Origin of the sequence: Sphingobacterium sp. HMA12 (assembly GCF_002933815.1) — a bacterium.
Classification (GTDB): domain Bacteria; phylum Bacteroidota; class Bacteroidia; order Sphingobacteriales; family Sphingobacteriaceae; genus Sphingobacterium.
Genome location: NZ_BEYR01000004.1, coordinates 199,894 through 224,645, shown reverse-complemented (window position 1 = coordinate 224,645; position 24,752 = coordinate 199,894). Strand labels below are relative to the sequence as shown.

The window sequence follows — 24,752 nt, the reverse complement described above, 5'->3', positions numbered from 1 at the left end:
CATAACATGAAGAGGTCGTTACATTATGTTTTTCGGTTTATATTCTTACTGTTGGTTTTAGGGATAATGGCGAATTGCTCGCGTAGCAATAGCATTGGAAAAATGCCTGTTGACTATGTGAACCCGTACATCGGAAATATTAGTCACCTCTTGGTGCCTACTTATCCCACCATCCATTTACCCAATAGCATAGTGAGAGTGTATCCGGAAAGGGAAGATTTTACGGGAAATAAAATAAAAGGCTTACCTGTCGTTGTGACAAGCCATCGAGGGACTTCAGCGTTTGCGATAAGTCCCGTTACTGGAACGAAGAAATTGGCGTCGGTAGTTCCACTTGCCTATGACAATGAAATAATCACGCCTTATTATTATAAGGTATTTCTTAACGAGGATAACATCGATGTGGAGTATAGCCCATCCTATCAGTCTGCAATCTACAGATTTAAATTTGATGGTACTGATGTTTCATCGCTGGTTATTAGTAGTCGCAACGGGATGCTCAAAGCGGACGGCAATACGGTGTCAGGGTATCAACAGATCGGCGAATACGCGACAAAAGTGTATCTGTTTTTGGAATCGGATATTGCACCGGTACAGCTTGATTCGTTGCCAAATGAAAGCCGTGAGCAGGCGAGTGTCGTTCTTAAGTTTGCGAAGAATGCCCAGCAGGTGCAGGTCCGCTATGGGGTTTCTTTTATCAGTGAAGAACAGGCAAAAAAAAATCTGTATAGGGAAATAAAGACAGCTTCTTTTGAGGAGGTTAAAAACAAGGGCCGGGATATCTGGAACGAGACGCTGGGTAAGATCAAGGTGGAGGGGGATAGCGAGGATTCGAAATCCATATTTTATACAGCCTTGTATCGGACTTACGAACGCATGATATGTATTTCGGAGGATGGGATGTATTATAGTTCTTTTGATGATAAAATACATGGCGACAATGGTATTCCGTTCTACACGGACGATTGGATATGGGACACCTATAGGGCTACGCACCCGCTAAGGGTTATTTTAGAACCGGAAAAGGAAGTTCAGATGATCAACTCGTTTGTAAAAATGGCAGAGCAGATGGACAACTTCTGGATGCCGACCTTTCCCGAAGTTACGGGTGATAGCCGAAGAATGAATTCGAATCATGGCGTGGCAACGATTATTGATGCTCATGTAAAAGGTCTGAAAGGCTTCAATCTCGAATTGGCTTATAATGCCTGCAAACAAGGGATTACCGAAAAAACGCTTATTCCTTGGTCTGGAGATCGGGCTGGTGTACTGGATGAGTTTTATAAAAACAACGGTTACTTCCCCGCGTTGGGAGCCGATGAAAAGGAATTCTTAGCGAACGTAAATACCAATGAGAAAAGGCAGCCCGTTGCGGTTACATTGGGGACTGTTTACGATGAGTGGTGCCTTTCGCAGATTGCAAAGAAGATCGGTAAAAAGGATGACTATTCTTATTTTCTGAAAAGAAGCTTGAATTATCATAAGTTGTTTAATCCGATTACGCGATTCTTTCATCCGAAAGATAGCTATGGCAATTTCATCGAACCTTTCGATTACAGCGATTCTGGGGGACAGGGAGCACGTGACTATTATGGAGAAAACAATGGCTGGGTGTATCGGTGGGATGTCCAGCATAATGTGGCCGATCTTGTTAACCTAATGGGTGGAAAAGATGCTTTTGTCAATGAATTGGAAAGAATGTATGATACGCCTTTGGGAAAAAGCAAGTTTGATTTTTATGCTCAACTGCCGGATCATACGGGTAATGTAGGTCAGTTTGCTATGGCAAACGAGCCAAGTCTTCACATTCCTTATCTGTATAATTATGCTGGTCAGCCTTGGCGGACGCAAAAGAGAATTCGCAGTTTGTTGGATCAATGGTTTCGAAACGACCTGATGGGAATCCCCGGAGATGAAGATGGGGGCGGGATGACAGCTTTTGTTGTGTTCTCACAGCTTGGATTTTATCCCGTTACGCCGGGATTACCCATGTACGTGATCGGAAGCCCAACATTTGAAAGGGCTAGTATAACGTTGGGACAAGGCAAAACATTTGATATTATTTGCCACAACTATTCACCGCAGCATAAATATATACAATCGGCTAAATTAAATGGGGAACCATGGAACAAGTCTTGGTTTTCGCATGATGATCTGATGAAAGGAGACAAGTTGGAATTTGTGATGGGAGATAAACCGAATAAGAGTTGGGCTTCGGCGGAAGAATCACTGCCGCCATCCTTCGAAATGAATGTCGATTGAATAGATTGCTAAATACGCGATCAAGGATCTTACTTGCGGGTAAGGATCACCTAGATAATGACTATCGAACCCGAATGACACATTGAAATTAATTAAATAAAAGATGAAAAAGAGATTATTAACAATATGTTTTATTGTATTCTTCGCATTGGCTTCCACTACCGGATGTAGCAGTGATCGTGAAGATAATTTAATCCCCGAGTTGCCTGATACGGAAGATGATGGGCAATTGGATTACAAAACGATAGGTTTCTATTACGATTGGTATGGAAACGAAGAGTTTGATGGCGCAATGCAGCATTGGGCGCATGCGATAATACCCAATCCGAATGGCGGAAGCAGCCTCGGTTCTATTCCTGGGACAAATGGAAATATAGCCTCTAATTTCTATCCCGAGCTGGGGGCGTATAGTAGCCGCGATCCTGAGATCGTGAAAAAGCATATGGAAATGTTTAAAAAGGCGCGCATTGGTGTCGCATCGATCAGTTGGTGGAATGAAAAAACAGACGCTGAAGCGATAAAAAACCTGCTTGTACTAAATGAAGCGGAGAAAGTTGGCGTTAAGGTGTGTTTTCATCTCGAGCCGTATGCTGGTCGGAATCCGGAAAGCCTGCGCGAAAATATTAAAAAACTGATTGATACCTATGGTAGTCATCCCGCATTTTTCAGAGTTGATGGAAAGCCTATGTTTTTTATCTACGATTCGTATAATATCGAGCCAAATGAGTGGGCCAAACTACTCAGTCCGGATGGGGCGCTTACCATACGAAATACGCCCTACGACTCCTATGTTATAGGTTTGTGGTTGAATGATATAAAAGAACAGGGACAAGCGATCATCGATGCGCATTTCGATGGCTTTTATACCTATTTTTCGTCACTTGGTTTCAACTACGGTTCGACACCGACCAATTGGGTGACCATGCAAAAATGGGCAAATGATAATAACAAGATCTTTATCCCAAGCGTCGGTCCGGGATATATCGATACGCGCGTCCGTCCGTGGAATACACTTGCTACACGCAACAGAAACGATGGTAAGTACTATGATGTGATGTATAGAAAAGCGATTGAAGCCAATACGCCTTATATTTCTATAACGTCATTTAATGAGTGGCACGAAGGTTCACAGATCGAACCTGCTATCCCTCAAAAAAATTCGGCATTTACTTATCTTGACTATGGCGGTCTAGCACCCGATTATTATTTAACGAGAACTGCTTACTGGGTCAAAGAATTTAGGAAAAAGTAGGGCGAAGGTATTCTTCACTCAAATTATGAACTATTATCTAAAACCTGAAAGAATGAAAACTAAACAATTATTGGGCAGCCAGATTTTATTGTTGCTATCAACTTTCTTGATAAGCTGCAACAAAACGCTCGAGATCCAAGAAAAATATGAGGCTACGAATAAGTCGCTGATGCTAAAGAATGCGACGCTCGTTGCAGAAAACTTAGATTATAATACTTTTGGATTCTATTACAATTGGTATGGTAATGCCGAATTTGATAATGGCTATTTTCACTGGGGACATGATATACTTCCCGGCCCTGGACAAACGACTAGTCCGGGGTATATTCCGGGTACGAATGGTGATATAGCGGCTAATTTTTATCCGCAGCTCGGCACATATAGTAGTAAGGACCCTGTGACCATAAGAAAGCACATGGAAATGTTTGTGCGCGCTGGTGTTGGTGTTGTCGCCCTGTCTTGGTGGAATGAGTTGGGTACTTCTGAGCCCGAAAAAATAGCCTCCTTACTTAATATTGCCAATGAATATGGGTTGAAAGTGTGTTTTCATATCGAACCTTTTGGTGGACGCAATGCGGCAACGATGAAAACAGGCATGAGCCAGTTGATTGATAACTATGGGAATCACCCTGCATTTTATCGACTGGGGGGAAAACCGGTATTTTTTATTTACGATTCTTATCTTACTTCTCCATCAGAATGGGCTACTTTGTTAAGTCCTAATGGGAGTCAAACAATAAGAAATACCCCTTACGATGCGCTTGTGATAGGCTTGTGGCTCGAGGGTATGAATACACAGCCTGCTATTATATTGAACGCTAATTTTGATGGATTTTACACCTATTTCGCTGCGGATGGCTTTACTTATGGTGCTACCTCTGCTAATTGGGCTGCGATGCAAACGTGGGCGCAACAAAATAATAAGCTATTTATCCCAAGTGTAGGTCCGGGATATATCGACACGCGTATTCGTCCGTGGAATACGGCTACTACCCGCAATCGTAACAACGGACAGTATTACGACAACATGTATCAAAAGGCATTGGATGCGGGGACTGAACTGATCTCAATCACATCGTTCAACGAGTGGCACGAGGGCTCGCAGATTGAACCAGCTACACCTTTTAGTAGTTCGGCGTTCACTTACTTGGACTACGGTAACCTTTCTCCGGAGTATTACTTGGATAGAACGGCTTATTGGGTTAGCCGGTTTGTCCAGAAGAAACAACAGGCAAGTGCCGAGTTATATGTAAATGGCCGAAATGGCGGGTATATCGACTTTGGTTACAGTCCTAATTATTCCAACTTTGGTGTGGAGGGTAAACAGGCGTTTACTGTTGAACTATGGCTTAAAATGAAGTATACGGAAAGTTTTGGCAGTATAATTTCCTGTTTCAACGAGGATAGCCAAACGCAAACCCGAAAAGGATGGGTCGTGAATAATTTTAATAATGCGAGGTTGAGAATGACCCTTGGGTTAAAAAATTGGGGATTGTTAGAGCCTGGATTTGACTTTTCAAGTACTGAACAATGGGTGCATTTTGCGGCTGTAGTGGATGAAAATGGAATTAATGGGGAGCAAATCAATGGAAAGCCTGTGGTGGTAAAAGTGTATCAAAATGGGATATTAAAGGATCAAAGTACTTCTTTCGATGGGGGGAATTATCTTTCAAATTACCTGCAAACCCCCATGATTGCTTTCGGACAGCCGGCAGGGGTCGGGGGGATGACCAGCAATTGGAGGCTTTCGGGCTACATCAAAGATTTCCATTTATGGAAGAGTGCAAAATCGGCTGATGTAATCCAAAAGATTATGAATAAGGAGATCGATGTGACAGGCTTTGAACCCGATTTGGTGTGTGGCTGGAGATTTAATGCTATTCCATCAAACAATCAAGATATTAAGGATCTTACGAAGCAGTATTCGGCCAAAATAGTGGGCGATCATCAATGGACGACACTCAACTAATTGGAAGTATACATAACCTAGATAAACGCTATTAATTAAAACTAAACCAATAACATGATGAAATATATTTTTAAGTTGTTGTTCTCTTTATTTATCGCATCCGCTTTTCTTACCGCTTGTTCAAATGACGATAAGATAAATTTGATCGATGTAAGCGACTTTGTCAATCAAATGCAAAGTGTAAACGAAAATATGGTTTCTCTGCGTGATGGTTCCACGTATGGAGACAAAAAAGAAATGTATCCCCGCGATAGTAAATACATTTTAGATGATGCAATAATACAATTGGAAAAAACAATTCGTTTTTTTAAGAATGGGACAGAAGCGGATCCTACGCAAGTGAAAGTAGATGCTGCCCTGGCTGCGGCAAACAAAGCAATGGCAGATTTTAAGGCAACTCAACGTAGCGAGGATTTGCCGCCGGAATTTAAACAGGCGGAGCTGTATGTCAATGGACGTGCCGGAGGCTATATTGACTTTGGCTATAGCCCAGATTATTCAAAGTTTGGCGAGTCTGGGAAACAGGCTTTTACAGTAGAGTTGTGGTTTAAACTTAAATATACGGAGGGTTTTGGTAGTATTATATCTTGTTTTAATGAAGATGGAGCGACGCAAACCCGTAAAGGTTGGGTGATCAATAACTTTGACAATTCGCGTGTGCGCATGACTATTGGTCTGGAGAATTGGGGGTTGATGGAACCGGGGGTTAACTTCTCTACGACGGAACAATGGGCTCATTTTGCCGCAGTTATCGACGAAAATGGAATTAATGGAGAACAGATAGATGGTAAGCCCGTAGTCATAAAAGTTTATTTGAATGGTGAGCTGATCGAGCAGAAAACAGCGCAAAGTGGGAAAAACTATTTATCTAACTACTTAGAGACCTCGATGGTGGCTTTCGGACAGCCCGCTGGGATCGGTGGAATGACAGAAGCTTGGCGATTATCTGGCTATATTAAGGACTTTCATCTATGGAAATCTGCGAAAAGTCAGGCAGAAATTCTGAAAATTAAAGATAAAGAAATCGCTGTTACTGGGGCAGAATCTGATCTGGTTTGTGGCTGGGAATTTTCATCTACGGTCAAAAATGATGAAGATATTAAAGATTTAACTGGGAAATATTCGGCAAAACTTGTGGGAGATTACCAATGGAAAACCGTTGATTAGTCGCTTATATCGTAATCAGTAAGTATGCACTATCCGTGTAAGAGGAGGTGCATACTTCGTATAATTTAATAAAATGAAATCTAAATTATTATTTATTTTTTTAACTCCTTATCCTGCATTTGTACTTAAGATACTTCTAGTATTACTCGTATGTATTGTTACGTTGAATGGCTGTAATACCAATCGGATGAATCAACAGACCAAGTATAGACAGTCTTTCTCATTGGATGGAAATGCGATTGATATACATGTCGCGGGTGTTACGGATACGATAAATATTATCTTTTTGTCTGATACACATCTGGCTATGCAGGATGATCGTGAAAAACCGTATGAACACTATAGTAAGCGGATGTCTCAAGCGTATACGTCGACAAGGCATTTTCAAACGGGGGAAGAAACTTCGCCCCAGCAGTCTTTTGCGGAGACGGTAGAAATCGCTAAAGAAAAGAATGTTGATTTATTGGTATTGGCAGGGGATATTGTTAGTTATCCTTCAGAAAGAGTAATAGCATGGGTTGATTCAATACTTGTTGATTCGAAATTGAAATATGTGTATACCACGGGAAACCACGATTGGCACTATGAAGGTATGCAAGGTTCTACAAAAGAACTTAGGCAGGCATGGATAAACCGGCGGCTTTTGTCACTTTATCAAGGAAATAATCCACTTTATTATGCTGTTGATATAAAAGGCATCAGGGTTGTCATAATTGATAATTCTACCTATGAAATATCGCCCGAGCAATTGACATTTTTTAATCAGCAAGTGGCCGCTGGTGTACCTTTTATCTTGGTTATGCACATCCCTCTTTATGTCCCTGGGCGCCCTGTAAACTATGGTTGTGCCCATCCGGAATGGAATAAAGCGCATGATAAGCTGTATGAATTGGAAAGAAGAGCGGCATGGCCTGAAAAAGGACATACACAAACCACGATGGCGTTTAGACAAAAAGTATTAAATGCCTCAAATTTGCTGGGTGTTTTTACGGGACATATACACCAACAGACCCTGGATGTGATTGGAAACTTACCGCTATTTGTAGCCAAAGAAAATGCTTCCGGTAATTATTACCATATAAAAATTATCAGTAACAGGTAAGCACATTGTTTAGCAGCATTCAGGGTTCATATTTTTAGTGTTTTCTCCACCTATTTGTCGGAAACAATCGTAAATCCAAGGCTAAAATACCGTTAATAATGTTCCATATAAACGAATTCATGGTAATGACCAGCTTGCATTTTGGGAAATAAAGTCAAGAGATCTCCTAGGGTGAGTGATAGCGAGGTCATATGTATACCTATATTATTCCATTTGGGAGTTTTTCGTCGCTTACAGCACTTATATCTATTCCATGTAAAACAACATATGCAAGAAGAATTTCCGTACTCATTTTCTTATAATCGTTTTGTTGAGTTAACTCAGCAAGTAGTTATGCCGATGACTATATTTTTAAAAACCTCTTGTTTAAGAACTTGCTCAGGAATATCTTTTCTCGACTCAACCCCTATAAGAGTATGTAAAAACAAGATAATCAAAAGAAATAATGTATTTAATAGGATTGCTGAAGTAGGAAAATCTCTATGGGATGGTTCTATTGTTTCAAATTACAAATCGTCATTAATGATGAAGGAGAAATATTGAATTTTGATATTACTAGGAATTATTACGATTTATTAATATTAATTGCTTATATTGAAAGCATCAACGCTTGTAGCTAAAACATGTGTCAAACCAGTGAGTTATTCGGTGAATAGGGGAATGGAAGGTTTGTAAATTACTGATAAATAGATTAATGCAAGTAGGGTTCAATTCCCCTACGGGCTACAAAAGCGACTTCAGAGGAGTCGCTTTTTTTATACAATTCAATCGTCCAATCCCGTCGGGAGCGATACTGTCGCACTTATCTTACTTCATTTAAATTGTGGGAAATAGCCCAGATTTGAATTACTCCGAAAAGAAGATCCTGTCTGTGTCCAGATGGTTAATTTTGGTCTGTACCAACATCTCCAATTGCCCCCAAATGATCTTCTCCTTTTACATGAACTCGCGGAAACAAAGATCAGGGACAAAAGAAGTGATTAATACGATGGCTTTTGGATATGTGGATTTTTCGGGATCTCGACCAATCTGTATCCTTCTTCGATAAGGGATTTCTTTAGGGAATCATCGGGCATATTCTTAAAGACGGCAATGGAAAGTGTCTGGCTGGGCAATATCCCCCAATTGGAAAAAAGATCACGTATTTTCTTTCTGAAAAGAATACGCCTGAAAAGCTTCTCCTTTCTATTAGCTTTGATATGCTCACTGCCCGGAAACCAAAAGTTTGGGTTGAGTTTTTTTATTGCAATCATAGGAAGATTAAGCCCAGCTGCAAATTTTTCAAATTCCCGTTCCGAAACCTTGTAGACAAAGTTTCCCACCTTTTCATAGGAGAACCTATTTTTCCAGATCTTATTGATCGTCCTGTCGTTGATTCTTCCCAGTAGATTGGCCAAATACAATAAGGAGGGCATTTTTGATATCGGATCCTGTGGCTCAATAATTATAATAGCTTTTCTGGCTACCCGGATCATTTCGTAGAGTGCGGCGTAAGGACGTGGAAAATGATGGTAACTTTCCTTACAGAGTATATAATCCACGCTCTCATCTTCCAAGGTTAATGATTCAGCGTTCTGGGCGGAGAAATCCTTTATAAATTCTTCTTCATGGGAAACTTTCAGGAAACTGTCATCCAGATCACTTGCGGTGACATCCTGGATATTCTGGTCAAGTAGATGTCGCGCGTCATGTCCATAAGCATCACCAAGGGTAAGCCATTTCGCATTTTTATCCTTGGTAAAAGGATTCAGACAATTGAAAAAAAGGTTCTGTAACCAATGGTTGATACTTCCATTGTAACTATTTAAAGATTTGATTACCTTAATCTTTTGTTCTTTTTCTGGATAGAGGGTATTGTACCAATTGGCATGGAGGCCGTAGCTGTGGTCATTAAATTGATCTGATTTTCGCAAATTATTTTCCATGATTTAGTTTATAGTAGTTACATTATCTGATATTGATCAGACAAAGGCGAATTTTTCCCTTGGCCTTAACCTTATTTTAGGTTTTATTAAAAATACGGATAATTATTGGTAAATGCTACACATAAACAAACAAATATTATTCAATTGGAGGTCAGGTAGATGTATAGTTGCATATTTAGATATATACTTAGTTATATCGCTATTTGTCGGGATAATTATTGGATAATTTGTTTATCGATGTATAATGCGGAAAAGGATCTCTGAATAGCGTTTGTGCCAAATAGCGCTTAATTTAATGAGATCAGATCTATAATTGTGGTGTTAAGTTAATTGCGAAACAAAAGATTTGATGAAGGTTTTTCTTAATCAAATGATTACATTGCCTCCAAATATGGAAAAACCTTCAGTTTTCACCATATTTGGCGGTGAGAACTGAAGGTTTTAAAAGAATGCTACCTAAAAATAGTATCAAATAAATGAGACTACAAGCGGGCGTCTACCAATTTTCGGTCAAGTATTCCTTTGATGTCAAATACGACAGAAGGATCCTTTTTTAAATTTTTGAGATCCAAGTGTAAAAACTCACGATGCCCCACAGCCAGAATGATGCTGTCATAATTACCGGTTTGCGGTAGAGTCTCCAATAATTCGAGTCCAAAATGCTTTCTTAATTCATCTGTATTTACCCAAGGATCATAGATATCGACTTCCAGACCAAATTCTTTAAGATCATGGATCATGTCAATGACCTTGCTATTACGGATATCAGGACAGTTTTCCTTAAACGTTACCCCCAACACTAAGGCTTTCGCGCCGTCAAATTTGATGTTCTTCTGTATCATCAGTTTGACCACCTTGGAAGCAATAAAAGAAGCTACCTGATCATTAACCTCGCGGCCAGATAAGATCACATGCGGATGGTAACCCAGCTGCGTCGCCTTTTGCGCTAAGTAATAAGGATCTACTGAAATGCAATGTCCCCCAACTAGACCAGGTTTGAACCGGAGAAAATTATATTTTGTTCCGGCAGCATCGAGCACATCCTGTGTATCTATGCCAACGCGATCAAAGATCAGGGCCAATTCGTTCATAAAAGAAATATTGACATCCCGCTGCGCGTTTTCAATCACTTTTGCTGCTTCTGCTACCTTGATGGAAGGAGCTAGATGTGTGCCGGCATGAATAATTTTTTTATAGAGCGCATCAACCACAAGTCCCGCTTCGGCAGTGCTTCCGGAAGTTACTTTCATTACTTTTTGCAATGAATTCACCTTGTCGCCAGGGTTTATACGCTCTGGAGAGTAGCCAACAAAGAAGTCTTGATTAAATTTCAAGCCCGAATTTTTTTCCAAAACAGGGACACATTCTTCTTCGGTACATCCCGGATAGACTGTGGATTCATAGACGACTAAATCCCCAGCCTTTAGCAGTTCTCCAATCATTTTAGATGCTGCCAAGAGCGGCGATAAGTCAGGCGAGTTATAACGATCTATGGGCGTCGGGACTGTGACGATATACACATTGGCATCTGCGATATCATGAACGGTTGAACTTGCATCGTAGCCCCTGCGCTGTTCCGATGCGGTAAATAGATTCCGTGCATGCAATAGCTCATCACCATCTGCTTCAAGTGTACGGTCTATACCAGCTTTAAGTTCGTCAATACGAGTTTTATTTATATCGAAGCCAATCACCGGAAAGAATTCAGAGAAAGCTATCGCTAAAGGCAATCCCACATAACCCTGACCAATAATGGCAATTTTTTTAATCTGAAAATCTGTCATATTTATATTTAAAGTAAAGATACGTTCTTTCCGTCGAAACTAGCCTCTTGTCAACCAACCTTTACGCCCAGCCGTAGCAATGGCATAAGGTGTGATCCAAAATAAGCTGAAAGCGTAAAATATGCTATAACTATAAGCCCAGAAAGCTTCTTTTGCATCTGAATTTTTGGATGCAAAGAAATAAGCCTGAATACTTGAGAATATAAGGATTCCGACTAGCGTTGAGCTCAAAAACATCAATGGATAATGAAATACGGTCCAAAACATTAATAACATCATTGGGTAGGAAAGTAGTACTTTTTTCCATTGCATGATCAATAGGATACGTGCACCCCATTTCGGCCCTTTACGGAAATTCTTAAAAGCAAACTGGCTCATCATAATATTTTCACGCACATTACTTCTTTCCCAACGGATGAACATCTTATATAAATTTTTATAACGTACAGGCGTATCGGTGTATACGTAAGCATTCGATTGGAATAATACATGATATCCCTGTTTTAATATCATATTTGTCATGGCGCGATCTTCTCCGATATCAGAAGGTTGTCCCATAAAAGTTTGATTGATCCAATCCTCCAAGCAGTGCATAACAGCTTCTCTGCGGTACCCAGATAATGCTCCAGGGGTACACATCACTGTTCCAAGCATACTTTGAGCCGAACGTACAAACTCAAAACTGAAGACAAAACTCACATTTAACATACGAGGTATAATTGCCTTTTTATTATTCAGTACACGCACATTACCTGCTACTGCCCCACATTCGGGGTTGGTCACAAATGGACTGGCCATATTGCGAATGGTATCTTTGTTGACCACAGAATCGCTATCTACTGTAATAAAAACTTCGCCTGTCCCCAATTTAAATCCACGGTATAATGCATGGCGTTTACCCTTGTTTTTGGGTTGTTGATAGATTTCAATACGATCACCCAATTCCATCTTCGCACGTTGTATCCAGGCAAAAGTGTTGTCCTTACTTCCGTCGTCAATAGCAATGATCTGGAGTTTTTTCTCCGGATAGTCGCTGCTTGCCAAGCTATGGAGTGTGTCGTATACCAGTTGTCCTTCATTATAAGCCGGAACAATAATTGTACAGGTAGGTAGCTCTTCATCCGAAACAGACGCAATTGGTTTGTATCTTCGATGAAGTACAATCAAAAAGATCAAAAAACTTAGGGCGACAACGGCTAAAAATATTCCTAAGCCAATTAAAAATATTCCGCCGATACTGTCTAAACGTTGGAAACGTAATGCATCAAAATCTGGCTGAAGCATATATACACCAAAGACTGATGCAAATAACACAAAAAAAGTCGCTCCAAAAATAACGTATTCTTTCGTTCCAAAATTGCTTTCTTCGACTTTGTTTACTGTTGTCTGAGCTTGTTGCTGTTCTTCATTGACGTCGTACACGGCAGGTTTCCATTGTTTGGCCATCTGCTTTGATACGATTGAGTTTTCTTTCATGTAATTCATAACCGTTCTATTTTTAGATATACATTCTTCTTTTTATTTTCTTTGCTGGCCCAAGCATAGGGTCTTTTGTAATGAAAATATTACGAATGCATGAACGCAAAATACATGCCTTTATTTTGTGCCAAAAATTGAAGAAACTTATGATTTGTAACGTTCTTGATACATTTTTAAGTTTTGTAAATCATTGTTTTTTAATTGTTTATAGTTGATTGTTCATCTGTTTAATCAATTATTTGCTACCCTGTGTACACAGTCGACATTTAAGGTTTTTTAACGTTTTTGAGATTTTTTTAAAGAGTGATTGACAGCTACAGTGACAGACTGTGTATGAAAGAAGGCAGTGATTGCTTGACAAAAAAAAGACGCCCATCAATGGAGCGTCTTCAATTTTCTAGTTTTTTATGGCAGATTAACCGCCAAATTCCATTAAATAATTTTTCAGGAAATCGTTCAAGTCGCCATCCAGTACCGCTTGGGTATTTGATGTTTCGTAATTTGTCCGTAAATCCTTGATTAATTTATAAGGATGCAAGACATAATTACGAATTTGGGATCCCCATTCGATTTTCTTTTTATTTCCTTCGATTGCAGCGGAGGCCTCCTGCCGTTTGCGCATTTCAATCTCATACAGTTGCGATTTCAATAAGCGCAGCGCATTTTCCTTATTCTGTAATTGCGATCTCGTCTCCTGATTTTTGATAATGATGCCAGTGGGTTTATGGTGTAGCCTGACGGCTGTCTCCACTTTGTTGACATTCTGGCCACCGGCACCTCCTGAACGGAAGGTGTCCCATTCAATTTCCGAATCTTTAACGTCTATTTCTATGTTGTCGTCAATCAATGGGTAGACATATACCGATGCAAATGAGGTATGTCGTTTGGCGTTGGAGTCAAAAGGCGAGATGCGGACCAGTCGGTGTACGCCATTTTCACCTTTAAGGTAACCATAAGCAAATGCTCCGGACAATTGAAGAGTAACACTTTTGATTCCCGCGACATCGCCTTCCTGGGAGTCTTGCTCGGTCACTTTATATCCATTTTTCTCACCCCACATAATATACATGCGCATCAGCATGGCTGCCCAGTCGCAACTTTCGGTACCTCCGGCACCAGCTGTGATCTGTAGGATGGCATCCAATTGATCCTCCTCGGCGCTGAGCATATTCTTGAACTCCAGCTCTTCGATTTTTTCCAATGCAAGTTTATACTGATCGTCCAGTTCTTTATCTGTTGCGTCCCCGGATTGAAAAAACTCATACATGACATAAGTGTCTTCAACCGCTGACGCTACGTCATCAAAATGATCAGTCCATACTTTTTGGTTTTTGATCGCAAGCAATATTTTCTCTGCAGCCTTCGAATCATCCCAGAAGTTTGCTTCCAGCGTAATTGCCTGATCTCTTTCTATTTCATTTTTGCGGACATCGATGTCAAAGATGCCTCCTCAGGGATGTAACACGATCCCTCAAGTCTTGAATTTGTTCTTTTGTCATATCTGCTAATGTAGAAATTAAAAAGTAGAAATTGAAAATTAAAAAAAACGGAAACAATTGGTAAGCACCGGGGCTTGGGGAAGCAAAATCTCCAATCTAATATCTCCATACTAATATTTGGCCTTTTTTTTTTAGTTTTGATAGTGTCAACAGTATAAACCTTTGTTTAATGAGCTTCAATGCATGTGGTAAAAAGATGCTGAAGGTTCTTACTGTGATTTAAAACAAATAATTTCAATAAAAACAGTATGTTTCCAAAAATTAATTTTACAACGACCAAAGCCTACCAATATTTGGTAGATCATTATATTGATATCAATCAGCAGGGCTTACGTGAACTTTTTGCAGCGGATCCACAGCGATTTAAGAAGTTTTCGATTCTCTTTGAGGATATTCTTCTAGATTATTCCAAAAATCGCGTCAACGAGGAGACCATGGCATTGTTGGTTCAGCTTGCCAAAGAATGTCATCTATCCGAAGCAATAGCGGCGATGTTTGCCGGAGAGCGGATCAATGTGACCGAAAATAGACCCGTCTTGCATACCGCCTTGCGGAATCAGTCCGATAAGCCTGTCTTTGTGGATGGCAAGGACGTCATGCCTGCGGTTAGAAGTGTATTGGCACAGGTAAAAGCCTTTACAGAAAAGATACTCTCTGGCGAATGGAAAGGTTATACAGGAAAAGTCATTACTGATGTCGTTAATATCGGTATCGGCGGTTCTGACTTGGGGCCGGTGATGGTAACCGAGGCTTTAAAGGCATATAAAACCAGGCTGAACGTGCATTTTGTGTCTAATGTAGACGGAACACATATTGCCGAAACCCTAAAAGAAGTTGACCCGGAGACAACCTTGTTTCTAATTGCATCCAAAACATTCACTACCCAGGAGACAATGGCCAATGCACATACGGCAAAAGATTGGTTTCTGAGTAAGGGAGCCGGGCAGGAAGATGTCGCCAAACATTTTGCGGCATTGAGTACCAATACAGAGGCTGTAACGGCTTTTGGTATAGATCCGCAAAATATGTTTGTATTTTGGGATTGGGTTGGTGGGCGCTATTCACTATGGTCTGCCATTGGGCTTTCCATCAGTCTGGCGATCGGATTTGATAATTTCGAGGAGCTCTTAGAAGGTGCCTATGAAGCAGATGAGCATTTCAGAACCGCCGCTTTTGAAGAAAATATTCCGGTAATATTGGCTTTGCTCGGTATATGGTATAATAATTTTTTTGAGGCTGAAAGCCATGCCATCCTTCCTTACGATCAATACCTGCATCGCTTTGCAGCTTATTTTCAACAGGGAGACATGGAGAGCAACGGAAAATACATTGACCGCAATGGCGAACGTGTCGACTACCAGACCGGGCCGATTATTTGGGGCGAACCCGGAACAAACGGTCAGCATGCTTTTTACCAGTTGATCCATCAGGGGACGAAATTGATTCCATGTGATTTTATCGCGCCTGCAAATAGCCTTAACCCGATCGGCAATCACCATCAACTTTTATTGTCTAATTTCTTTGCACAGACGGAGGCCTTGATGAATGGTAAAACCGAGGAAGAGGTTGTTGCTGAATTCCAAAAAGCAGGTAAGTCCAATGCCGAGATCGAAGAATTAAAAGCTTATAAAGTGTTTGAGGGCAATCGGCCAACAAACTCCATTTTATTGAAAAAAATGACTCCACGGACATTGGGCAGACTTATCGCGCTCTACGAACACAAGATATTTGTACAGGGGGTGATTTGGAATGTCTATAGTTTTGACCAATGGGGGGTTGAGCTTGGTAAACAGCTTGCCAATAAGATTCTACCGGAGCTGAGCGACGATAATCTGATCACCAGCCATGATTCTTCCACCAATGGATTGATCAATGCCTATAAATCCTGGCGCGATTAATTAATCCATATAGTACATCCGGCTGATCTTCAAACAAGGTTGGCCGAATGTACTTTTACAATTTTTCCTGCTTTTAAACAGTCTTTTCTGGACTGTATTATATCGTTTTATTCTGAATTCGGATGGCATTTAAAATCGCCAATAGCGCCACACCAACATCAGCGATCACAGCTTCCCATAGTGTGGCAACCCCTCCGGCCCCGAGGATCAGCACAATAATTTTGATACCCATTGCCAGGACGACATTCTGCCAGACAATATTACGGGTGATCTTACCGATTTTGATGGCAGACAAAATTTTATGCGGTTCATCATTTTGGATTACAACGTCTGCCGTTTCGATAGTCGCGTCTGCACCTAATCCGCCCATTGCGATGCCTACTTGAGCCAAAGCAACCACAGGAGCATCGTTGACGCCATCGCCCGCGAAAGCTACATTTCGCCCTTCGTCGATTAATCTTTGGACATGGCTTACTTTATCTTCTGGCAGAAGGTCGCCGTAGGCTTTATCTATCCCCAGTTCCCTCGCCACATCACCCACTACCGCTTTTTTGTCACCGGACAGCATGACCGTGTACAAGCCTTGTGCCCGCATGGCTGAAATTACCGATTTAGCGTCTGGTTTATTTCGGTCTGCAACCGTAATGTAACCTGCATATTGGCTGTCTATTGCAATCAGTACGATGGAATGGACAATTTGCTTTATTTCTTCCGGATAGGAGACGTCAAACTTGTCCAGCAGTTTGCTGTTGCCGGCAAGGACAAGCTTATCGTTGATCGTCGCTTTGAGCCCATGACCAGGTACTTCCACGATTCTTTTGGTAATAAAAGTGGGATCTCCCGGATGGTAGCGCGCTATCGCTTTTGCAATGGGATGGGTCGAATTGGATTCAATGGCTTTGGCATAATCCAATAGTTCCGCCAACTGTCCATTGACAGCAACGACCTCTTTGACTTCAAAAACACCTTCGGTAAGGGTACCCGTTTTATCCATGACAATGGTATCGACAGCAGTGATGGCATCCAGGAAATTACCGCCTTTGAACAAAATCCCGTTTCTGGAAGCTAGGCCTATTCCGCCGAAGTAACCTAAGGGGATCGAGACGACCAGGGCACAGGGGCAGCTGATCACAAGAAATACCAGACTACGATAAAACCAGTCTCTAAAGCTGTAGTCACTGACAATAAATATCGGGACGATAAGGACAAGAACAGCAAGTGCGAAGATAATAGGGACATAGATTTTTGCAAACTTGGAGATAAATAGCTGTGTTTTGGATTTGCGCGCCGTCGCATCCTGCACCATCGCTAATATCTTACTCAGCTTGCTGTCCTTGAACAGGCTGTTTACGCTGATTTCACAAACTGATTCTAAATTGATCAGACCCGCAAAGACGGCGTCCCCCTTATATTTCGTGTCGGGCTTGCTTTCTCCGGTGAGCGCTGCGGTATTGAATGCAGCCCGTTCATTCAGCAGTTTCCCGTCCAGTGCAACTTTTTCGCCTGCTTTAACAACAATCACTTCACCGATGTTGACGGTTTTGGGATCTACATCCAGTTGTTTTCCATCCCGCAAGACCGTGACTTTATCCGGACGGATGTCCAACAGCGATTTTATGGATTTTTTGGCGTTATCTACAGCTGTATCCTGAAACCATTCGCCGATCTGGTAAAAGACCATTACGGCAACCCCTTCTTCAAATTCCCGGATAGCAAAAGCCCCTAAGGTTGCAACACTCATCAAAAAGAATTCATTGAAGAAATCGCCGCGTTTGGCCTTCCGTAAAGCCATCTGCAGAACGGGTATACCTGCTAGTAGGTACGCTACACCATTTAAAAATAAAGAAGCATAAAAAGGAGGCGTGATCTTAAAGGCGTATTTGAGGATCAACAGTGTGATCAATAGGATAAGTGCAATAAGAAGTTTGCGTTGTGATATCCACCAGGGAGTCTCTTTTTCTGTATGGCTATGCTCGTGGTTGTGTTCGCACATATATCGGAGGATCTGTTAAATAATTTAAATTTAGCTATTTTAAGCTTAAAAAGCGAGGGGAGGGGAATTAAAATAGCGCATAAACAGCTTTAGAAATAGTCTTTCCGTCGAAAGATCATCAATCCTGCTGATATCGAAAAAGGCTGTTTTCCCCAATCGGAAAACAGCCTTTTTTATATATAATTATATAATTTTTAGTCTTTTGAAGTACTTCCGATGATCATTTCCAATACGGCAACGACTATGGCGAACAACGCTGCTGTCCAAAATCCATCCACATCAAATTTGGATCCAAGGAGCGAGTCTGAAAGTAATACCATCAAAACGGTGATAATAAAGGAAACCAGCCCAAGCGTCAGCCAGTTTAATGGAAAAGTGAACAATCTCAAAATTGAACCTACGGTTGCATTGACAAATCCGATTACCAACCCCGCGACAATAGCCCAGCCGAATCCTGCTACATGTGCACCTGGAACAATCCAACAAGCAACTGCGACGACTACGCCAGTAAGTAGAAGACTAATAATAAATTTCATAATATGTGCTAATTTATAAACAGTGAATAAAGTAATAATATAATAACTATCGTGCAAACGCAATGCCAAAGTTTCGGTCCGTTCCTTCGCCTTTTTACCATGCCAGGTCGGGGACTGCTTCGGATCTTGTACGGTACTTCTCCACAGAAAAAGGGTATAACATTTTCGAATCAGGGGCGAACAAAGGGCGAAGCAGTTCCAAAAAATCTCCGAACCCTACGTCAGCTGGCTTTATATATGAAAAATCGAGTCTCTCTTTTATCAGCCGATATGAGAGCAGACAGGAAACAGCTCTTTTATCTATTTAAATCAGTAGGGGATATGGGAAATAAATATATGCAAGCATAGTAAATATTTTGTATATTTAACTTATAAGTCCACAAGCTTTAATGCGCTGGACTCCATTGGAATTGGTTAGACGGTTTTATTTTTCTTTTCTAGAATCTTTTGGAGATAGGCGATTAGAGAGATAGGCAAAAAAATGTTAAAATAAATTCATAAAAATAATATAGACCAATGAAGAAAATTATGATGTCATTCATCATGTTGCTTGTTACAGTAACATTGTTTGCGCAAACAGATCCGATTATCGGAAAGTGGGAAAACCCGAGCGGCGAGGGCCGTGTGGAGATTTATAAAAAAGGGGACAAATTTTTTGGTAAGCTTTATTGGCTTAAATTTCCAAATAATGAAGCTGGACAGCCCAAGAAAGATATTAAAAACCCAGACAAGGCGCTTCAGAGCCGGGCAATTCAGGGATTGGAGATCTTGACCAATTTTGAAAAAGATGGAAATACCTATGAAGATGGGAAGATCTATGATCCAAAAACAGGGAAAACCTATAGTTGTAAAATGACTTTAAAGGGGGACAAACTCGACATACGTGGCTATGTGGGGGTTAGTTTGCTCGGACGGACAGAGACCTGGAAAAGGATCAATTAATCGTCTAATTAGGGCTGAAAGTAATAGGATGTAAGCTATTTAGAAAGCTAATGACGACCTTTCTGTGGGCATTGACCTGTTATAAAAAAGGCAATTTATTCCATTAGAATAAATTGCCTTTTGGTTTTGTGGAGGAATAACAGTATTTTCATCTGCAAATTATAAAAGTCGCCGCATGTCCGTAAAAATGTCTTATGTTGAAAATGTAAAACTTGCACTGCAATCTATTGTAGGTAACAAGTTGCGGACATTTTTAACGGCATTGATCATTGCGATAGGGATGATGGCCCTGATCGGTGTATTGACATCTATTGACGCCATGAAAAACTCCTTAACGGATTCCTTTTCTTCCATGGGGTCCAATTCATTCAATATACGGAATAGGGGATTGAATGTGCAGATCGGTACAGGAGGTACACGGTCTAAGGTATTTGCCAATATTACCTATGCCCAGGCCGCAAGGTTCAAACAGAATTTTCATTTTAATGCGACGACATCCATCAGTGCCAACGTAACATGGAATTCAACCGCAAAATTTCAGTCAAAAAAGACAAACCCAAATATCGGCCTTATTGGTACCGATGAAAATTATCTTCAGACCTCGGGCTATATCGTCAGTGAAGGACGTAATTTCTCTGTCCGTGATGTAGAGACCGGGGGAGCGGTGATTATCATCGGCAGTGAAGTCAGTAAAATGCTTTTTGGGGAGATCATTGACCCCATCGGGCAGTTTATTACGGTCAATAATATCCGATACCAGGTCATCGGAGTGCTAAAAAGCAAAGGTTCCTCCGCGGGTATGGGTGGCGATAGGGCCTGCTTTATTCCCCTGGTGAAAGCAAGATCGGTCATGCAGGTCGTAGAGCCATCCTATGTGATCACCGTATCGTCCAATGATCCCATGCGTTTGGAAGCAGCTATTGGCGAAGCTTCCATTGTATTTCGGAATATCCGCGGCCTATCGGCAAGGCAAACCAATGATTTTGAGATTACCAAGTCCGATGCGGTGGCACAAATGCTGATGCAGAATATGGCGATGGTGACCTTAGGAGCAGTAGTGATCGCCTTTATCACCCTTGTTGGTGCATCCATCGGACTGATGAATATCATGCTGGTGTCGGTTACTGAACGGACAAGAGAGATCGGTATCCGGAAGGCAATAGGTGCTACGCCCAGTGTGATACGCAAGCAGTTTTTGATGGAAGCCATTGTCATCTGTATGATGGGCGGTGTCGCGGGTATATTTATCGGTATCCTGATCGGTAATTTGTTGGCCCTTCAGCTGGGGACATCCTTTATTATCCCTTGGGCAGCTATTATTCTCGGATTTGCAGTATGTGGCCTTGTGGGAATGCTATCCGGTTATTATCCGGCTTCAAAAGCTTCAAAATTAGATCCGGTGGATGCCCTGCGTTACGAATAAGCCAAATCCGTATTAAATCATATGTTGTTGACCTAAAACAAAGGAATACAAAGCGCCAGATCTAAACTGGCTAAGGGCTGCGTCCATCTTAAGTCCGTATAGCGTCCACGTTAAGTCCACCTTGCCATACTCCCGACGATCCAATGTAGTTTGCCTATTATCTCCTCTTGATGGAGCCATTATTCGTTGCGAAAAGGAAGAAACCAAAGTGCTACGTAAATTTGTGCAAACGGTTTAATGTTATCAAAACATTGATTTGCGGTGAATTCTCAATAAACAGGCTGTTTCCACCAAAGAAAAACTGTAATATTGTATAAAAAAATAAAATCAAATTATGTACAATACATTACAACCAGTTTTAGAAAAGGAATTGGAAGCAATCAAAGAAGCGGGATTGTATAAACAAGAGCGGGTGATCGTTACTCCACAAGGAGCAGACATCAAAGTAAGCACAGGACAGGAAGTTGTCAATTTTTGTGCTAACAATTATTTGGGCCTGTCTTCTCACCCAAAAGTAATCGAAGCGGCCAAGAAAGCGATTGATACACACGGATATGGCATGTCATCTGTACGTTTTATCTGTGGTACCCAAGATGTGCATAAAGAATTAGAAGCAAAGATTTCCCAGTTCTTAGGAACAGAAGATACGATTTTATATGCGGCGGCATTCGATGCGAACGGTGGTGTTTTCGAACCTTTGTTTGGTGCTGAGGACGCAATTATTTCGGATGAATTGAACCACGCTTCGATCATTGATGGGGTACGTTTGTGTAAAGCACAACGTTTCCGTTATAAAAATGCGGATATGGCGGACTTGGAAGCACAGCTACAGGCAGCATCCGGCGCAAGACACAAAATCATCGTGACCGATGGGGCTTTCTCCATGGACGGATCAGTGGCGCCATTGGACAAGATCTGTGACCTGGCCGACAAATACCAAGCGTTGGTAATGATCGATGAATCACATTGTACGGGCTTCATTGGTGCTACCGGTCGCGGGACACATGAACTTTTCAATGTGATCGATCGTGTAGATATTATTACTGGAACTTTAGGTAAAGCCCTCGGCGGAGCCTCTGGCGGTTTCACATCCGGTAAAAAAGAGATCATTGATTTGTTACGTCAGCGTTCTCGTCCGTATTTATTTTCAAATACATTAGCACCGGCGATTGCAGGCGCTTCTGTTGCGGTATTGGATATGCTGAGCGAGACGACAACCTTGCGTGATAAGCTGGAATCCAACACGAAATATTTCCGTGAAAAAATGACGGAAGCCGGATTTGATATCAAGCCGGGTTTCCACCCGATCGTCCCTGTGATGCTTTACGACGCGAAACTTGCACAAGAATTCGCGGCTAAAATGTTGGACGAAGGTATTTATGTAATCGGTTTCTACTATCCTGTTGTACCTCAGGGGAAAGCCCGTATCCGTGTTCAGATTTCGGCAGGACATGAGCTCGCACACCTGGATAAAGCGATCGCCGCCTTTACCAAAGTAGGTAAAGAATTGGGTGTAATTAAATAAAATACACATAGTTATAAATTTTATGGTGCAAAATGTTTATCTTTGCACCCTAAAATTTTATAAAATTATTCTTGCTCAATGCAAAACATTAGAAACATTGCGATCATCGCTCACGTCGACCACGGTAAAACTACGCTTGTAGACAAAATTTTATATTTTACCAATCAATTCAGAGAAAATGAAAATGCTGGTGAATTAATCCTAGACAATAATGATTTAGAGCGTGAGCGCGGGATCACTATTGTATCTAAGAACGTATCAGTAACATATAAAGGTGTTAAAATCAATATCATTGATACTCCTGGTCACGCCGACTTTGGTGGTGAAGTGGAGCGTGTATTGAAGATGGCCGATGGTGTAGTATTACTTGTAGATGCTTTTGAAGGTCCAATGCCTCAAACACGTTTCGTTACAGGTAAAGCACTTGGATTAGGTATCAAACCTATCGTTGTTGTCAATAAAGTGGATAAAGAAAACTGTCGTCCTGATGAAGTGTACGAAAATGTTTTCGATTTATTCTTCAACTTGGGTGCTACCGAAGAACAATTGGATTTCCCAGTATTATACGGTTCTTCAAAACAAGGATGGATGTCTACAGATTGGAAAAATCGTACCGAAGACTTCACGGATTTGTTAGAAGCAATCATTAAATATATTCCTGCTCCGGTGGTTACTGAAGGTAATTTGCAGATGCAGGTAACATCATTAGATTACTCAACTTTCGTAGGACGTATCGCTATCGGTCGTGTTGCCCGTGGTACTATCAAGGAAAACCAACCAGTATCATTGGTAAAACGTGATGGAAAAGTGGTTAAGTCACGTGTTAAAGAACTTCAGGTTTTTGAAGGCTTAGGTCGTATCAAAGTGCCAGAAGTACATGCAGGTGATATTTGTGCTGTCGTTGGTATCGAAGGTTTCGATATCGGTGATACCATCGCGGATTTTGAAAATCCCGAGCAATTGGAAGTTATCAGCATCGATGAGCCGACAATGAACATGTTGTTTACAATCAACAACTCCCCATTCTTTGGTAAAGAAGGTAAATTGGTAACATCTCGTAATATCTACGATCGTTTACAAAAAGAATTAGAAAAGAACTTGGCGTTGCGCGTAGTTCCTACCGAATCTCCTGATGCGTGGTTGGTATACGGACGTGGTATCCTTCACTTATCTGTATTGATCGAAACAATGCGTCGCGAAGGTTATGAATTACAAGTAGGACAACCTCAAGTTATCGTGAAAGAAATCGACGGTCAAAAATGTGAGCCGATTGAAGAGCTTGTGGTTGATGTTCCTTCTGATGTTTCTGGAAAGGTAATTGAGTTGGTAACACAACGTAAAGGTGAATTGTTGATCATGGAAGCTAGAGGTGATATGCAACATCTTGAGTTCTCTATTCCTTCTCGTGGTATCATTGGTCTACGTAACAACGTATTGACTGCAACAGCTGGTGAAGCTGTAATGGCTCACCGATTGAAAGGTTACGAGCCTTGGAAAGGTACAATCCCTGGTCGTTTGGCAGGTGTATTAATCTCTTTGGATACAGGTTCAACTACAGCATATTCTATTGATAAATTGCAAGATCGTGGCCGTTTCTTCGTGGATCCAGGTGTAGATGTATACGAAGGACAAATCTTGGGTGAGCACATCCGTGATAACGATTTAACAATCAATGTTACTAAAGGAAAGCAATTGACAAATATGCGTGCTTCCGGTTCAGATGACAATACACGTATTGCTCCAGCAATCAAATTCTCATTAGAAGAATGTATGGAGTATATTCAGGCAGATGAATATATTGAGGTAACACCACAATCTATGCGTCTACGTAAAATCTATTTGACAGAAAATGAGCGTAAACAAAACGCGAAAAAATTTCAATAATCAATAGATAAGGATAATAAAGATAAAAGAGGCCGTCTCGTAAGAAATTATGAGACGGCCTATTCTTTATAAGCTTTGTTTGTTGTTTTTGGGCCAACTAAACAGAATTTAG

The 24,752-nt window shown here is 41.1% G+C and carries 16 protein-coding genes and 1 pseudogene; 11 read left to right on the top strand and 6 right to left on the bottom strand.

Annotated features, from left to right (window positions below; all coding sequences use genetic code 11):
* Positions 1-6 precede the first annotated feature (6 nt).
* The 6 genes and pseudogenes from HMAT_RS20070 to HMAT_RS27810 all read left to right on the top strand — a co-directional run bounded on the left by HMAT_RS20070 (position 7) and on the right by HMAT_RS27810 (position 8,372).
* Positions 7-2,262 (top strand): GH92 family glycosyl hydrolase, encoded by a 2,256-nt coding sequence (locus HMAT_RS20070; RefSeq protein ID WP_104384655.1) that lies wholly within the window; start codon positions 7-9, stop codon positions 2,260-2,262.
* Between the two features lie 103 nt (positions 2,263-2,365).
* Positions 2,366-3,514 (top strand): glycoside hydrolase family 99 protein, encoded by a 1,149-nt coding sequence (locus HMAT_RS20065; protein WP_104384654.1) that lies wholly within the window; start codon positions 2,366-2,368, stop codon positions 3,512-3,514.
* A gap of 52 nt (positions 3,515-3,566) precedes the next feature.
* Positions 3,567-5,483 (top strand): LamG-like jellyroll fold domain-containing protein, encoded by a 1,917-nt coding sequence (locus HMAT_RS20060; RefSeq protein ID WP_199768721.1) that lies wholly within the window; start codon positions 3,567-3,569, stop codon positions 5,481-5,483.
* Positions 5,484-5,537: 54 nt separating this feature from the next.
* Positions 5,538-6,650, top strand: a complete 1,113-nt coding sequence (locus HMAT_RS20055; protein ID WP_104384653.1) for a DUF4972 domain-containing protein — start codon at positions 5,538-5,540, stop codon at positions 6,648-6,650.
* Positions 6,651-6,723: 73 nt separating this feature from the next.
* The gene (locus HMAT_RS20050; protein WP_104384652.1) at positions 6,724-7,752 is read left to right on the top strand and encodes a metallophosphoesterase; all 1,029 of its coding nucleotides are present in this window, start codon (positions 6,724-6,726) and stop codon (positions 7,750-7,752) included.
* 267 nt (positions 7,753-8,019) lie between these two features.
* Positions 8,020-8,372 (top strand): annotated as a pseudogene (locus HMAT_RS27810) (transposase).
* 360 nt (positions 8,373-8,732) lie between these two features.
* On the opposite strand, the gene HMAT_RS20035 reads toward HMAT_RS27810, so the two are convergent.
* From HMAT_RS20035 to prfB, 4 genes are all read right to left on the bottom strand, one after another.
* Positions 8,733-9,677 (bottom strand): class I SAM-dependent methyltransferase, encoded by a 945-nt coding sequence (locus tag HMAT_RS20035; protein WP_104384649.1) that lies wholly within the window; start codon positions 9,675-9,677, stop codon positions 8,733-8,735.
* Positions 9,678-10,159: 482 nt separating this feature from the next.
* A complete protein-coding gene (locus tag HMAT_RS20030) occupies positions 10,160-11,461 on the bottom strand; it encodes a nucleotide sugar dehydrogenase (protein WP_104384648.1) in 1,302 nt (433 codons plus the stop codon).
* 39 nt (positions 11,462-11,500) lie between these two features.
* Entirely contained in the window at positions 11,501-12,946 is a 1,446-nt protein-coding gene (locus HMAT_RS20025) for a glycosyltransferase family 2 protein (RefSeq protein WP_199768720.1), read from the bottom strand.
* 409 nt (positions 12,947-13,355) lie between these two features.
* Positions 13,356-14,439, bottom strand: a protein-coding gene (prfB, locus tag HMAT_RS20020) for a peptide chain release factor 2 (protein ID WP_121125327.1) whose coding sequence is annotated in 2 segments (ribosomal slippage) — positions 13,356-14,378 and positions 14,380-14,439 — 1,083 coding nt in all. Because the reading frame shifts where the segments join, the coding sequence is not laid out codon by codon here.
* A gap of 248 nt (positions 14,440-14,687) precedes the next feature.
* Here prfB and pgi point away from each other — a divergent pair.
* Positions 14,688-16,337 (top strand): glucose-6-phosphate isomerase, encoded by a 1,650-nt coding sequence (pgi, locus tag HMAT_RS20015; RefSeq protein WP_104384645.1) that lies wholly within the window; start codon positions 14,688-14,690, stop codon positions 16,335-16,337.
* A gap of 97 nt (positions 16,338-16,434) precedes the next feature.
* Here pgi and HMAT_RS20010 read toward each other — a convergent pair whose 3' ends face one another.
* Together HMAT_RS20010 and HMAT_RS20005 are read right to left on the bottom strand one after the other, a co-directional pair.
* Entirely contained in the window at positions 16,435-18,330 is a 1,896-nt protein-coding gene (locus HMAT_RS20010; protein ID WP_104384644.1) for a heavy metal translocating P-type ATPase, read from the bottom strand.
* A gap of 194 nt (positions 18,331-18,524) precedes the next feature.
* Positions 18,525-18,866 carry a phage holin family protein gene (locus HMAT_RS20005; protein WP_104384643.1) on the bottom strand — a complete coding sequence of 114 codons (342 nt, stop codon included), beginning with the start codon at positions 18,864-18,866 and terminating at the stop codon, positions 18,525-18,527.
* Positions 18,867-19,382: 516 nt separating this feature from the next.
* On the opposite strand from HMAT_RS20005, the gene HMAT_RS19995 reads away from it, so the two are divergent.
* The 4 genes from HMAT_RS19995 (at position 19,383) to typA (ending at position 24,640) form a co-directional block, all read left to right on the top strand.
* Complete coding sequence (locus HMAT_RS19995; RefSeq protein WP_104384641.1) at positions 19,383-19,808, top strand: DUF2147 domain-containing protein; 426 nt, start codon at positions 19,383-19,385, stop codon at positions 19,806-19,808.
* 175 nt (positions 19,809-19,983) lie between these two features.
* The gene (locus HMAT_RS19990) at positions 19,984-21,231 is read left to right on the top strand and encodes an ABC transporter permease (protein ID WP_104384640.1); all 1,248 of its coding nucleotides are present in this window, start codon (positions 19,984-19,986) and stop codon (positions 21,229-21,231) included.
* A gap of 334 nt (positions 21,232-21,565) precedes the next feature.
* Positions 21,566-22,756: a glycine C-acetyltransferase gene (gene kbl / locus HMAT_RS19985; RefSeq protein WP_104384639.1), complete on the top strand. Its 1,191-nt coding sequence runs from the start codon at positions 21,566-21,568 to the stop codon at positions 22,754-22,756.
* A 78-nt stretch (positions 22,757-22,834) separates the two neighbouring features.
* Entirely contained in the window at positions 22,835-24,640 is a 1,806-nt protein-coding gene (gene typA / locus HMAT_RS19980) for a translational GTPase TypA (protein WP_104384638.1), read from the top strand.
* Positions 24,641-24,752: the final 112 nt, after the last annotated feature.